16 protein-coding genes and 1 pseudogene are annotated in these 12,596 nt (G+C 34.4%); 4 read left to right on the top strand and 13 right to left on the bottom strand.

Features of this window, described 5'->3' with window-relative positions; all coding sequences use genetic code 11:
* Window positions 1–227 precede the first annotated feature (227 nt).
* Window positions 228–554 carry an HAD family hydrolase gene (locus tag J3U91_RS09600; RefSeq protein ID WP_075703294.1) on the bottom strand — a complete coding sequence of 109 codons (327 nt, stop codon included), beginning with the start codon at window positions 552–554 and terminating at the stop codon, window positions 228–230.
* A 127-nt stretch (window positions 555–681) separates the two neighbouring features.
* On the opposite strand from J3U91_RS09600, the gene J3U91_RS10020 reads away from it, so the two are divergent.
* On the top strand, window positions 682–897 hold the full coding sequence (locus tag J3U91_RS10020; protein WP_079994120.1) for an IS3 family transposase: 216 nt from the start codon (window positions 682–684) through the stop codon (window positions 895–897).
* A 91-nt stretch (window positions 898–988) separates the two neighbouring features.
* Window positions 989–1,855: an acyltransferase family protein gene (locus J3U91_RS09610; RefSeq protein WP_338042088.1), complete on the top strand. Its 867-nt coding sequence runs from the start codon at window positions 989–991 to the stop codon at window positions 1,853–1,855.
* Between the two features lie 42 nt (window positions 1,856–1,897).
* Here J3U91_RS09610 and J3U91_RS09615 read toward each other — a convergent pair whose 3' ends face one another.
* The 6 genes from J3U91_RS09615 to J3U91_RS09640 all read right to left on the bottom strand — a co-directional run bounded on the left by J3U91_RS09615 (window position 1,898) and on the right by J3U91_RS09640 (window position 6,501).
* Complete coding sequence (locus J3U91_RS09615; RefSeq protein ID WP_002819709.1) at window positions 1,898–2,317, bottom strand: Ohr family peroxiredoxin; 420 nt, start codon at window positions 2,315–2,317, stop codon at window positions 1,898–1,900.
* Window positions 2,318–2,474: 157 nt separating this feature from the next.
* The gene (locus J3U91_RS09620; protein ID WP_002819710.1) at window positions 2,475–3,890 is read right to left on the bottom strand and encodes an MFS transporter; all 1,416 of its coding nucleotides are present in this window, start codon (window positions 3,888–3,890) and stop codon (window positions 2,475–2,477) included.
* A 24-nt stretch (window positions 3,891–3,914) separates the two neighbouring features.
* The gene (locus tag J3U91_RS09625; protein WP_002819711.1) at window positions 3,915–4,331 is read right to left on the bottom strand and encodes a MarR family winged helix-turn-helix transcriptional regulator; all 417 of its coding nucleotides are present in this window, start codon (window positions 4,329–4,331) and stop codon (window positions 3,915–3,917) included.
* Window positions 4,332–4,898: 567 nt separating this feature from the next.
* Window positions 4,899–5,429 carry a phosphatidylglycerophosphatase A family protein gene (locus J3U91_RS09630; RefSeq protein WP_002819714.1) on the bottom strand — a complete coding sequence of 177 codons (531 nt, stop codon included), beginning with the start codon at window positions 5,427–5,429 and terminating at the stop codon, window positions 4,899–4,901.
* Between the two features lie 59 nt (window positions 5,430–5,488).
* On the bottom strand, window positions 5,489–6,121 hold the full coding sequence (locus tag J3U91_RS09960; protein ID WP_002819715.1) for a hypothetical protein: 633 nt from the start codon (window positions 6,119–6,121) through the stop codon (window positions 5,489–5,491).
* A gap of 2 nt (window positions 6,122–6,123) precedes the next feature.
* Window positions 6,124–6,501 carry a PaaI family thioesterase gene (locus J3U91_RS09640; RefSeq protein WP_002819716.1) on the bottom strand — a complete coding sequence of 126 codons (378 nt, stop codon included), beginning with the start codon at window positions 6,499–6,501 and terminating at the stop codon, window positions 6,124–6,126.
* Window positions 6,502–6,647: 146 nt separating this feature from the next.
* On the opposite strand from J3U91_RS09640, the gene J3U91_RS09645 reads away from it, so the two are divergent.
* Together J3U91_RS09645 and J3U91_RS09650 are read left to right on the top strand one after the other, a co-directional pair.
* Window positions 6,648–7,541 carry an aldo/keto reductase gene (locus J3U91_RS09645; RefSeq protein WP_002819717.1) on the top strand — a complete coding sequence of 298 codons (894 nt, stop codon included), beginning with the start codon at window positions 6,648–6,650 and terminating at the stop codon, window positions 7,539–7,541.
* A gap of 81 nt (window positions 7,542–7,622) precedes the next feature.
* Window positions 7,623–9,494, top strand: a complete 1,872-nt coding sequence (locus J3U91_RS09650) for an FAD/NAD(P)-binding protein (protein WP_002819718.1) — start codon at window positions 7,623–7,625, stop codon at window positions 9,492–9,494.
* Window positions 9,495–9,533: 39 nt separating this feature from the next.
* On the opposite strand, the gene lepB (J3U91_RS09655) is transcribed toward J3U91_RS09650, so the two are convergent.
* The 6 genes and pseudogenes from lepB (J3U91_RS09655) to J3U91_RS10025 all read right to left on the bottom strand — a co-directional run.
* Window positions 9,534–10,154 carry a signal peptidase I gene (gene lepB / locus J3U91_RS09655; RefSeq protein WP_002819719.1) on the bottom strand — a complete coding sequence of 207 codons (621 nt, stop codon included), beginning with the start codon at window positions 10,152–10,154 and terminating at the stop codon, window positions 9,534–9,536.
* Entirely contained in the window at window positions 10,151–10,771 is a 621-nt protein-coding gene (lepB, locus tag J3U91_RS09660) for a signal peptidase I (RefSeq protein ID WP_002819720.1), read from the bottom strand. Before lepB (J3U91_RS09660) ends, lepB (J3U91_RS09655) begins: the two co-directional genes overlap by 4 nt.
* 2 nt (window positions 10,772–10,773) lie before the next feature.
* Window positions 10,774–11,634, bottom strand: a complete 861-nt coding sequence (locus J3U91_RS09665; protein ID WP_002819721.1) for a membrane protein insertase YidC — start codon at window positions 11,632–11,634, stop codon at window positions 10,774–10,776.
* The gene (rnpA, locus tag J3U91_RS09670; RefSeq protein ID WP_002817798.1) at window positions 11,615–11,983 is read right to left on the bottom strand and encodes a ribonuclease P protein component; all 369 of its coding nucleotides are present in this window, start codon (window positions 11,981–11,983) and stop codon (window positions 11,615–11,617) included. The genes J3U91_RS09665 and rnpA overlap by 20 nt, the downstream gene beginning before the upstream one ends.
* 30 nt (window positions 11,984–12,013) lie before the next feature.
* Window positions 12,014–12,148 (bottom strand): 50S ribosomal protein L34, encoded by a 135-nt coding sequence (rpmH, locus tag J3U91_RS09675; protein ID WP_002819722.1) that lies wholly within the window; start codon window positions 12,146–12,148, stop codon window positions 12,014–12,016.
* Between the two features lie 182 nt (window positions 12,149–12,330).
* A pseudogene (locus J3U91_RS10025) lies at window positions 12,331–12,501 on the bottom strand (hypothetical protein); the annotation flags it as partial.
* Window positions 12,502–12,596 lie beyond the last annotated feature (95 nt).

Below are 12,596 nucleotides of genomic sequence, written 5' to 3' on the forward strand. Positions count from 1 at the left end.
GAATATAATATTTATTTGTTTTTTATTTAAAATGTTTACTTAAAACGCTTTCATAGAACAATTAGATTGTATAACTAGTTTCAACATTTATCAAGATGTTTTTATCAAAAAACATCTTGAATTTATAAAAATACTCTCAAATCATTTATAGAACGCCAAATAATCAATCTTTTAAAAAATAAAACAGTGACTACTTGAGAAATATTTTTCTCGAATAACCACTGCTATTAATTAAATTCTTTATTTAAAACTCGCCTAATCATGGTTGCTACACCGTCCTGATTATTAGTATCAGTAACATCCCATGCTACATCCTTCACTTTATCAATTGCATTAGCCATAGCTACACCATAACCTGCTTCTTTAATCATATCCAGATCATTCCCATAATCACCAAAACACATAAAACTAGTCATGGGAATTGTTTCATACTCTGAAATATGTTGCAAAGCCGACAATTTTGTTACATCTTGCCCATTAATTTCAAAATAATCACTACCCGATCGACTAATAGTTATTGGTAGAGCTGTAAATGATTCTAGTTTTTTTGTAATTCATGCAGCCTTTTAGGTGGGCAGCTGAAACAGACCTTATAAATGTTTAAATCTTTCTGGTCATTCAACTTCATCAACTCATTTACAGAATGAGCCTTGAAATGATGCCGCCCCATCCCCTCAAAGTATGTCTCGAAAAGGCAATTGTCACGACAATGCCCCAATTGAGAGCTTCTTTAATCTGCTAAAAAGAGAATGTCTTTATAGGTATAATATCGATGACCTAACCGAATTAAAGAACTTAGTCGCTAAATATATCAATTGGTACAACAATAAACGTATTTCTTTAAAGAAAAATCGATTGTCCCCTGTAGAATACAAGGAACAATCCATGATTTTTTAAAACTTATAAAAATGTCTAACTTTTTTATTGCACTTCATACCTTTATAAGGCCAAGAGTTTTTTATATCGAGTGAGAACCGGAATCAAAACTTTGATAATACCCTATATAGCAACTGTGATGATAGAAATAGCAATCGCTTGTTTCGTCAAAGTTTTTCCGAATAATAAATTTTTATTCTCAAGAATCGGATCAATCAAAGGAATTCTCCTGGCAGCTGTGTATGGATCAGGAGGAGAAAGTATCACTCCTTTTAAAACTTTTATCCCTTGGATTGGTGCAATATGGTTTTTATTGGCTTTTTTCTGGGGATCGTTAATTTTTAATCAGATTATGAAATTGTCTTTTAAAAAATACGATCTGCTGTCAAAATTTGCGATATTTTCTGTCTTAACTTTAGTCGGCTATTATTTATCAAAGATTGTAACTTTACCAATGTCCTTTAATTCCGCTTTGGGATCAATGCTTTTCTTTTTTGCCGGATACCTGATTAGAAGATACAAAAAACTTTTTGATCAATTACCCCTTTATGCTTATTTGATTTTCTTAGCTTCATGGACCTATGTTGCGACTCTCGGTTTGTTTTCAATCGAAAATATGGCAGCCCCAAACATCTTTCTTAATTTGATTTCTTCAGTGGCTGATTGTTTATTTTTAATAAAACTCTCGATGATTATAGATTCATGGCTCGTTAAAAAAGATAAATACAAATTTAGACAGGAAATTCTATTGATTGGATCGGGTTCCCTTGCGATTCTCTGTTTTCATTTGATTGATTTGGATAACATTTCTGTCTGGACTATTTTATTAAAAAAACTGAACGATACTGTCCCTTACTGGTTTGCCATTATGATTGGAAACATCTATCTAATTATATTTGCATACTTGGTAGTAAAGATCATTCCTTTTGTTCCACTCCTTAAATCGTGTTTTTTTCCACGCAAATCAATTAAAAAATAAAAAGACAGGTCGCAGCCTGTCTTACGAAATCAAAAGAAGAATTTATATCTGATCTACAGCCTCAACGCTGACTTCGATATTACCCTTAACAGCCCGCGAATAAGGACAAGTTTCGTGGGCTTTATTTAATAGAGCTTGTGCCTTATCTAAAGAAATCCCCTCTATTACTCCTTTAATTTCAACGCCCAAAACAACATCCGGTATCTCGTTTTGACTTTGATTGTAAAGAGAAACCCTAACCTTGACTGTTGATGATCCGTTTATTCCATCGCTTTTTTTGATATAGTCCAAAGCGCTATTAAAACATGCGCTATAACCTGCCGCAAATAGTTCTTCAGGATTTGTTCCTGATACTTTGCTTCCTGGTTGTTCAATATTCAATTCAAACGAGTGGTTCGGAGAATGTGATTCCCCTGAACGTCCACCAGTATTAATCATGGTTGCTGCATAAATTTTTTGCATAATGTCACCTCCGACATGTCGGTCCTTCAAACTTTACTTATTATTAATAAGTTAATTGTACTTCGTTTCACGATTAAATGTAAACGCATACAACAAAATTTTTTGTATACCTGTATAAACTAAACGACCTTCACAATCAGATTAAAGGCAAAAACTATTAATTGCCCAACGATTTATACTGTTTTTTGTTAAAGCAAACCACTTTTGTTATGATCGCAAATTCAATAAAAGCAAGTATTAATAGAAAAAGTAAAGCATTTTTAGATCCTAATGCTGTCGATATTTTTTTACTCGAATCGACTTTGTCTTGGCTAAAAGTGATAATCGCAGCGACAATAGATGTTCCGACAGCTCCGGCAAACTGCTGTAAAGTATTCAAAATAGCATTGCCGTCAGCATTTAATTTATTTGGTAATTGTTTTAAACCGTTACTGATCAGATTACCAAGTGTCAAACCGACACTGGCCATATAAAAGATGTAAATGAAAAGAATTAAATTATCAGTCAAATGCAAGCTGAAGATTAGAAATAAAAGCGAAGAAACAAATGTTAAAAAGGCTCCAAACATTAACGGTTTTTTGGCGCCAAAATTATCCAATATTTTGCCTCCCAAGGGAGCTAAAACGGCCCCTAAGGCAGCCGCAGGAAATAAAATCAATCCAGAAATAAAGGCTGACTTCCCATTTACGACTTGAATATAATTAGGCAAAATCAAAGCTAAGCCTAAAGAGATTAATTGCAAAAGAAACAAAGAAATGGCATGTCCGGTGAAATTAAGATTTCTAAAAACATCAAAATTAATTAATGGTTGAGAAATATTTTTAGAGCGCCAAAATAATAGGCCAAAACCAAGAAAGCCAACCAACCAGGCTCCTAAAACAGCTAAACCAAATAACTTACTTGTACCAACATTACTGAAACCAATAATAAAACCACCGAAAAGAAGAACAATTCCGAAAAAACTTAAAAAATCAAAGCTATCCCTTTCAATTGAAGAAACTTGTCTGATTGTTATCAATCCAAGTATCAGAGAAACAAACAAAATTGGCAAAAGGAAGATAAAAATGAAACGCCAACCGATCGTAGCGACCACGATGCCGCCAAATGTTGGCCCAATCGCTGGAGCGATTGCTGTAATCAAGGTTCCAATCCCTATCATCATTCCAATTTTATTTGAAGGAACCTGCTCTAAAATAATATTAAACATTAAAGGCAAAGCAATTCCGGTACCGATACCCTGAATGAAACGCCCTAATAATAAAAATAGAAAATTCGGGGCAATTGCATCCAAAAAAACACCGAAAATAAATAGTAAATTAGCCATCACAAAAAGTGACCTGACTTTAAATCTTTTTTTAAAAAAAGCTGACAATGGCATGATAATCGCGACAACTAAAAGATAAATTGTCGTCATCCATTGAACCGTTGCCGTTGAAACATTAAACTCCTTAATTAATGTTGGAAAAGTAATATTCATGGCCGTTTCCACAACCACACCGCAAAAAGACATAATTCCGATCGCTAAAATACTTGCTAATAATTTTTTTGAAATTCCTTCTTCGTTTTCCTTCATACAATCTATCCTTTTTTAAATCTTTCAATCCGATTCAATCATCCGTTTCAAAATTTTCTCAAGAAAAACAACTTCTTCTTTGTTTAGCCCGGAAGTCATTTGTGATTGATCGGAATCCATATAACTTAAAATGATTGTTTCCAATTTGTTTGCTTTTTTAGTTAATTTAAGACATTTTTGTCGAGAGTCCTTGCCGCTTACTTTTCGATATAAGAGTTTTTTTATCTCCATTCGTTGCAATAAAACAGTAGCAGTCGAACTCTTGATACTGAACTCGCTTTCCAAATCTCTTTGTAAAACTTCTTTATTTTTATTGCGCGAAAGATAATCGATAATCGTCATTTGGGTTCCGGTTAAATCATATTTTTTTGCAAAAATATCAAACCTTGTCGACATTTGATTTGATGCAATTTTGAGTAGTCTTCCTAAATCACGTGACAATTTAATTCTCCTAAAACACTAGCTAGCTAACGATTATTATACTAACATAAACTTTTCCTTTCAAAAACAGTTATTATATTGGCCAATTTCATATTTATCTGTTGGCCAAAAACGATATAAACTTATAAAAAAATAAATTAGGTATTTACCTGAATTTTGAAAATCGTGTCAATCAGTTTAGGAAATTTTCTATTCAATTCCTTGGAACGTAAACTCAAATCGTTATGCAAGCCTTCCCGTCTGATTGTTATCAATTCATTTCGACGCAAATTCCTATAATATTGTGATAGATTACTCTTTTTTCCTAAAGTCTCAAATGTCGAACATGATAATTCTGTTCCAACTTTGGCAAAGATTAAAAAAATTCCTAAACGGTCGAATCACTTAATGATTTAAGGATTTAGATAATATTAATAAAATAAATATCAGTTTAATGATCTGTTGCTGGAAAAAAATAAGATAAGTCCCCTTTGTTTTGCAAGGATTTGATTCTTACAAGTTCGATAATAATAACAAAATTACATTTCTTAGAATAGAAATTATCTAGTTATCACAAACAGATACTTATTATTCAATTTCATCATCAGATTCAATTGAATCAACAAAGCCGTTTGGGTATCTTTGAGCCAGCCTTGATCCAGCTGCAGCCGCAATTCCACCAATAATATCGTCGGCAAAAGTAGTTGTTATGTGATCATTGGTTTTACCCAAACGATCCAGCTTGCCGATAATCCCTGGCTTAACGTTGTCAACATATCCATATCCAGTAAAGCCAATCGATCCAAATGAGGCTGCAATCGCATTTCCCAGCAGTTCATCAACACCAAAAAGACCAAAATCCTCTTTAATAACACCATTAATTGGTTCTTTTAGTTTATCCTCTTCTGTCAAACGATCAAGTTCCAGCGCGACCCAAACAACGTGCTGAACTTCTCGTTTTTGAAGAACCCTTTTAACCGAATGCAAAGCAATTTCTTTTGTGAGGCCCGGCAAATACTTTAACTGAAAGTAATAGGTAATTTCAGCGATATCTGATAATTCGATTTTTCTTTCTTTTAATTTTTCAACTGTGTTTTCGTAATTGACGTGTTCATCCATAACTACCTCGATGTAGACAATAATTATAGTTTAAAAACAAAAACATACAAAAATTTGGATCATACTTTAATAATAATTCCAAGAAGAATTCCGATTATCAATGAAAAAGAAATTATGAAATAATTTTGAAGAGCCAAAATTGCTGTTGATTTAAGAAAGGGCCGAGCGACGAATTTTAGAATATTATTAAAGACCGAAAACAAAGAGAAGAAAATTAAAAAGGATGTCCAAGGAAGAAAACCAAATAAAATTGCTCCAGCAACAGCAAAAAAAGTAACTCCATAATCACTTGAGAAAAAAATAAGGTCCCTGCGTAAACCTCTTGAATCACTATCTCTGTTTTCTTTATTATTTGAAATTATTATAGCCAACTGATAATCGTAAATCGAAATAACAACCGGTAACAAAGATAAAAACATTAATAAATAAAATTCAAAAGGACTTTTCCTATAATTAGAATAAAAAATGATTAAAGGTAAGAAATAACCAAAAATCAAGGCATAAAACACAGCGCTTAGTCTTGTATATTCAAGATGTTCAAAAAAAGAAAAGAGAAAAGATAATATCAGATAAATTAATATAATAGTACTGGAAACAAACCAATTAATTTTTTGAAAGTTAAACTGAACGATCAATAAAGCAAGAATGATTGGCGGAATCATTAATTTTATTTCAAACAGATTTTTCTTCATTATTATTTGTCTTTGATATATAAAGTCACAGTAGAAACCGTTGTTGCTTTACCGATTCCATCAACGTAAGTTTTAACAGACCAAACTTGTGTTGTTCGGCCCCGATGTTCAGGAATCGCAACTGCCTGTAAAGCATTCCCTGTTTTCAGACTAACCGAACGTATTTGGTTTGTATTAACAGAAAGTCCCAACACCGTTTTATCTTCACTAACGTTCTCTTTTGCCGCAATCGAAGCAGTTGCTTCGGCCATAAAGGCATTGATACCGCCATGAATAATCCCCGCCGGCTGTAAAATCGCATCAGTAATAGGAATTTCCAAAATCGTTTGGTCTTTATCGATCTTAACGAAACGTATTTTTAAAGCATCGTAAACATTCATAAATAATAGTTTACTCTCTACTTCTATATAATTAGTAACATAGAGAAAAAAAGCGAGCTCATTATTCATTGCCTGAATCAACTCATCGCTGTTTGATAATAAAACAATGATTGAATCCAGATCTTCTGGATTAAGAAAGGTTTTAAATGGAAATCAAAGCAAATAAATTAACTGATACTTACACATTAAACAACAATGTTCAAATTCCGGTTATTGGTTTCGGAACCTGGCAATCAGCTGATGGAGAAGAAGCCTATAACGCTGTAAAATGGGCCTTAGAGGCCGGTTATCGACATATAGATACAGCAGCGGCATATGGCAACGAGGAGTCTGTAGGTCAAGCAATCAAAGACTCCGGAGTAAAAAGAGAAGATTTATTCGTAACAACAAAGCTGTGGAATTATCAAAGAGATAATTATGAAAATTCCCTACGCGGATTCCATGATTCCATTACTCGTTTAGGGCTTGATTATGTTGATCTCTATTTAATTCATTGGCCTGAGCCAATCGAGTATCGTGATCACTGGCAATCATTGAATGCTGATTCCTGGCGGGCAATGGAAAAAATTTACAAAGATGGGAAAACACGGGCAATCGGGGTTTCAAACTTTCGTGAAAAACATATTGACGAATTGATGAAAACAGCAGAAATCGCCCCAATGGTAAACCAAATTTTTCTAAATCCTGGTGATCAGGAAAAAGATTTGGTGACTTATAATAAAAATCATAATATATTGACAGAAGCCTATTCTCCATTGGGAACCGGTAATCTACTGGACAATCCGGAATTAAAAAAATTGGCCGATAAGCACGGTGTTGATGTCGCACAAATTTTGATTCGTTGGAATCTTGAAAAAGGATATCTGCCATTACCAAAATCAACTCACCAGAAATATATTGAATCAAACAAAAAAGTTTTTAGTTTCCAATTAGACTATGATGATCATAAAATTTTGGATGCCTTAGACGGTCAAGGAAAGCAACATACAGACCCACATGAGCATAATTTTCAAAAAGTCGTTCCCTTCTTAAACAATTAGTTTTCAATAGAATAGATGCGAAATATTAACGAATATAGCCATAGTTAAATAAAACTATGGCTTTTTCTTATAATTAAAGTTATGAAAATTGCAATCATTGGTGCTGGTCCGAGAGGAATCGCGGTAGCAGACCGTTTAGTCGCTCGATCAGAAAAAGAAAAGGTAAATGTAGAAATAAAAATGTACGATCCCTACCCAATTGGAGGCAAGGTATGGAATCCAATGAATAAACTTAATCATTCTTTAATCACGAATACAGTTGTTAGTCAGGTGAGTTTTTTCATTGACGATTCGATTGAAAATCCCGGTCCAATCAGGCAAGGACCCAGTTTTTATGAATGGATCCAACAAATCGCACCAGAATATTTGAAGGGCAGCTCAGTTGGTAAAACTTATCTAGACAAATTAGATTTAAAAGAAAATGATTTCGCTCCACGCGGATTACTCGGACTCTATCAACAGTGGTTCTTTGAAAACATTAGGAAACAGACTGGAAAAAATTCCTCTCTGGCCTATGAACAAACAGAAATAAAAGCAATTACTCCAGTAAATCAACAATACAAAATCGATTTCTCCGGTACTTCAGAGAAGTTTGATTTCGTTTTCATGGCACTAGGATACGGAGAAAATAAATATAATGATGAAGAAAGAACTTTCGCGGAATTTGCCAAAAGGAATAAATTATCTTATTTTGGGCCAGCCAATCCCTCAGAGACAAATCTCGATGATATCCCAGCTACTCAGGCGGTCATAATTCGTGGTTTGGGTCTTACCTTCTTTGACTACATGATCATGCTGACAGAAAACAGGGGCGGAAAATTTGTCCAAGACGGTGAACAATTAAAATATATCGCAAGCGGTCGGGAACCGATTATTTTCGCCGGTTCTCGTAGTGGCCTACCTCTTCATGCACGTGGAAGAAATCAAAAAGGTCCAAGTGAGGAATATAAACCAAGATTTTTCACTAAAAATAATTTAAAAAATTTAAAGAATCATACGGGCAATTTGGATTACAACAGTTTTTTTAAACTCTTTGATAAAGAAATTCAATATAAACATTACGAGAATCTAATCAAAGACCCTGATTATAGTAATATTATTCACAAAAGGACAAACCGTTTTCTACGTGAATTAAGAAGAAATCCAGCATCCAACTATGAAAAAATTGCTGAAGAGTATCATATGCCAAAAAATCAAATTTGGAACTGGGATAGAATCCTAAATTCTGCTTACAAAGCCGATCTTCATCAGAGCTTCAAGAATTGGTATATCAAGTATCTCGATTTTGACATTGAAGACGCCAGCAAAGGAAATAAAGACGCACCTTATGCCGGAGCTTATGACATATTGCGGGATATTCGTAATTTGATTCGTGATATATTCGAGAATCAATTTTTTCTTCCTGATGACAGTGAAAAGTTCTTGACAAAATTTAATGCTGTCAATAACTTTTTAAGTGTCGGTCCTCCATTAATAAGGATTAAGCAATTAAGAGCTCTGGTGGATTGCCACATTGTGAATATTCTTGGACCAGAAATGAAAGTTGAAAATGATCCCCGAAATAAATCATTCTTTGCAAAGAGTCAAAGATTAGAAACGATTAATGCAAAGAGCCTAATAGAAGCTCGCCTACCAAGTGTTGACAATGATCTGGCAACTCAACCATTAAGATTAATTCTCAATAAATATGGCTGGTATCATAAGACAAGATATCAAAAGAACCAACAACAAATTATTCTAAATGCTGCACAAATTAATCCTAAAACCTACCAACTGATTGATAGAATGGGACAAGTTGTACCAGGAATTTATTCTGCGGGAATTCCTCATGAAGGTGTAAGTTGGTTTACAACAATAATACCCCGTCCAGGAGTTAGAACGATTATTTATAAAGAAGCGGCTATAATTTCTAAAGAGATAATTGATGAGATTAAAAAAAGAACTGAAACATAATCAGTTCTTTTTTGCAGTGTTCCACGTGAAACATATTATTCATTCGAAGAAGTTGCGACTAAAATGATTTATATTATTAATCTTTGTTTTTGTTTCCCAGAAAAAAACCTTAACAACTCCTTCAATCTGCCTTTTTTTAATAAGGCCATACTGCCGACTATCAACTGGGTCAATTCGATTATCGGCTAAAACGAAATAACTGTTTTTTTGAACCTTCTTAATATTTCTCTGACTTTTAGGCCAATTTTTACTTAATGAAAGGGAATTGATTGACCAACCTGTATCAATCGACATTCCTGTTTCAGTTTTAACTTGTGAACTGATATAAGATTGATTCACTTTTTTGCCATTAACATACAACTGTCCTTTTTTGTAATTAACCTTATCTCCTGGTAACGCAACCACACGTAAAGCAATATCTTGAACTCCAGTATTCTGTTTTTGCAAATTATTAGTTTTAGAGACGATAACTGTTCCACGTGAAACATTAGCTTTCTTTTCCAAAAGAACAATTTGATTATTTACAAGATTCGGCGACATAGATTGACCAGATATTCTAACAAAAGAGAAGAAATTTCCTCTAAGAAAAACCGCAATCGCGATGCCAGCAATTGCGGGAATTAACCAAATTTTCAAAAAATACTTCAAATGTTTATTCATTTAACAAAAAAATTCTTCCAAACATCATTTATTTCTTGATGTCTACTTGCCCAAGGAAAAACCTTCGCGACACCGAGAACGTGAATTTTCTTAACAAAACCGAAATATCTGCTATCTTCTGATTTCGATCTGTTATCTCCAAGAACAAAATAATTACCAGCAGGAACAGTGATAGCTTTTCCGTCGATCCAATGAGACTTTCCGGAAACAAATGGCGAATTTCCTGAAGATAAAGTCTTTAGAGTCCAATTACTGGTGCCGGTCGTACGGTTATAGGAAGAAATATACTTTTGCGATATTTCTTTACCGTTAACATAAATATCACCATTCTTAGCTTCAATTTTATCACCAGGAACACCAATTACACGTTTAACATAATCTTTTTCTCCCGCTTGAATTCCAGGATCTTCCTTTTTGGCATCAAAAACAATAACCGAACCACGATGAACTTTTTCTGTCTTAAAGACCCAAATCCGTTCTCCGTTCTTAAGATTATTAAGCATTGAGTCGCCATTAACCGTAACAGGTACTAATAGAAAGGCTTGAATTAGCAAGGCTAACAGTAAACCAACAGCAATCGGAATAATCCAGGAAAATATCGACTTAATCCTTTCCATTGTCATTTCCTCCGCTTATGTGCTTTACGCAAGGTTTTTTTAATTGCTTTTTTTCTTTCTAATTCAGCAAGCTCTTTTGCCTTCTCTTCGGCGCGGGCTTTAAATGGATTTTGAAGAAAGAAAGTTTGTACAACCTGAAAAGCATTTGTTGCTACCCAGTAAAGCGATAATGCCGATGAAACGGCCAGAGCAGAAAACAAAATGATAAATGGAAAAATATAAGGCATAGCCTTGGCGAATCCAGGTTGGTCTTTCCCCATCGAAGCAGTACTCATCCAAGAACTGATAAAGGTAAACAGAGCTGCCAATATAGGCAAAACAAAGTAAGGATCCGGACTTCCTAATTGAAGCCAGAAGAAAGATCCAGTTTTAAGGGCAGGGGTTGAAGAAACCGACTGAAACAAAGCCCATAAAACCGGTAGCTGAATCAGAACTGGTAAAAGAGAAGCATATGGATTAACGCCCGCTTCCTTATAGATAGAAGAGGTTTCCTCCTGCAACTTCGTCATTGAATCACGATCACGTTTGCCTTTGTACTTGGCCTGTACTTTCTTAACCAAGGGAGCAACTTTTGCCATGTTTTTCGAAGATGAAATCGAATAGACCATTAAGGGCAAAATCAGAAAGCGAATCAATAGTGTGAAAATTACAATACCAAAACCATAGGAATTTCCACACAATTTAGAGACACCAAGAATCGAATTCGCAAAAAATCCTGTGATTGATCCAAGAAATCCTTTGTAAACTGTCGAAGCGTTATTCGGAACAAAAGCGAACGCCACAATCGCAATCAAAGCGGCAATCGCAATTATAATCGAAGGCCAGCCGACTTTTTTAATAAAACTAGTTTTTTTCTTTTCCATTTAAAATTCCCGCCAAATCCAGTACATGCATTAATTGATCCTGAATTATTTTTTGTTTTTGCCCCTTAACCAAAGGTCGAGCGACAATAACAATATCTAAATTATTCGGGATAAAAAGAGAAATATTGTTAAAAGATTCACTAATACGACGTTTAACCCAAACGCGCTCATGTGCTTTACCAATTTTTTTTGAAACGGATAATCCAATTCGCCAATGCGAAACGTCTACCTCTTTTGGCTGAGTATCGCTATATACAACAAAATAACGGTTAGCAAAAGATTTGTGCTTAGCAAAAACTCTTTGGAAATCGCTGGTTTTTTTTATTCGAAATGGTTTCTTAGTGCCCATTTTACAAAAAAAGTCGCATAAGCGACTGAATCAAGCGGCTAATACCTTACGGCCCTTGGCACGACGTCGTGCAAGTACCTTACGACCATTGGCAGTACTCATCCGCTTGCGGAATCCGTGGACACGTTGTAAGTGCCTCTTCTTTGGTTGATAAGTTCTTTTCATGTTTTACTCCAATATTATGTCTTTACAGACAAAGTTACTAAAGCATGGTAACACAAAAACCCCAATAATCTCAATAGTGACAAGCTTTTAAAAGAAATTTAATTGTCCACATTACCACGTTACGTGGTGTGGAATTATTAAGAAAGTTTAAAGAGAAAAGTGCCGTTATACCTGCTTTTCCACTAATTAACAACATATCCACAACTTGTTAACAAATAACCCTGTTTTTTATGTGGATTCTGTGGATAAGCGGTTAAATTGTGGAAAGATCGGGTATTTGTGGATAACTTTGCTTGTGGAAAAGTTTTAAAAAAGTGGAAAGAGTCAAAATTACCCACAAACTTGGGGATAAATTGGTTAACAGACTGTAAATATCTCGGAAAGTTATCTACACAGACTGTTGAAAATAACGCTCTGTTCCCGTTTAATTAGTCTAGTTGGGAAAAAT

Source organism: Oenococcus oeni, assembly GCF_020510245.1.
GTDB lineage: Bacteria > Bacillota > Bacilli > Lactobacillales > Lactobacillaceae > Oenococcus > Oenococcus oeni.

Excerpts from the sequence above, each read along its gene's own strand:
- J3U91_RS10020 (WP_079994120.1), top strand. The coding sequence starts at position 682 with ATGTCTCGAAAAGGCAATTGTCACGACAATGCCCCAATTGAGAGCTTC.
- lepB (WP_002819720.1), bottom strand. The coding sequence starts at position 10,771 with ATGGAAAGGATTAAGTCGATATTTTCCTGGATTATTCCGATTGCTGTT.
- rnpA (WP_002817798.1), bottom strand. The coding sequence starts at position 11,983 with ATGGGCACTAAGAAACCATTTCGAATAAAAAAAACCAGCGATTTCCAA.
- J3U91_RS09645 (WP_002819717.1), top strand. The coding sequence starts at position 6,648 with ATGGAAATCAAAGCAAATAAATTAACTGATACTTACACATTAAACAAC.
- J3U91_RS09665 (WP_002819721.1), bottom strand. The coding sequence starts at position 11,634 with ATGGAAAAGAAAAAAACTAGTTTTATTAAAAAAGTCGGCTGGCCTTCG.
- rpmH (WP_002819722.1), bottom strand. The coding sequence starts at position 12,148 with ATGAAAAGAACTTATCAACCAAAGAAGAGGCACTTACAACGTGTCCAC.
- J3U91_RS09630 (WP_002819714.1), bottom strand. The coding sequence starts at position 5,429 with ATGGATGAACACGTCAATTACGAAAACACAGTTGAAAAATTAAAAGAA.
- lepB (WP_002819719.1), bottom strand. The coding sequence starts at position 10,154 with ATGAATAAACATTTGAAGTATTTTTTGAAAATTTGGTTAATTCCCGCA.
- J3U91_RS09620 (WP_002819710.1), bottom strand. The coding sequence starts at position 3,890 with ATGAAGGAAAACGAAGAAGGAATTTCAAAAAAATTATTAGCAAGTATT.
- J3U91_RS09960 (WP_002819715.1), bottom strand. The coding sequence starts at position 6,121 with ATGAAGAAAAATCTGTTTGAAATAAAATTAATGATTCCGCCAATCATT.
- J3U91_RS09640 (WP_002819716.1), bottom strand. The coding sequence starts at position 6,501 with ATGAATGTTTACGATGCTTTAAAAATACGTTTCGTTAAGATCGATAAA.
- J3U91_RS09615 (WP_002819709.1), bottom strand. The coding sequence starts at position 2,317 with ATGCAAAAAATTTATGCAGCAACCATGATTAATACTGGTGGACGTTCA.
- J3U91_RS09650 (WP_002819718.1), top strand. The coding sequence starts at position 7,623 with ATGAAAATTGCAATCATTGGTGCTGGTCCGAGAGGAATCGCGGTAGCA.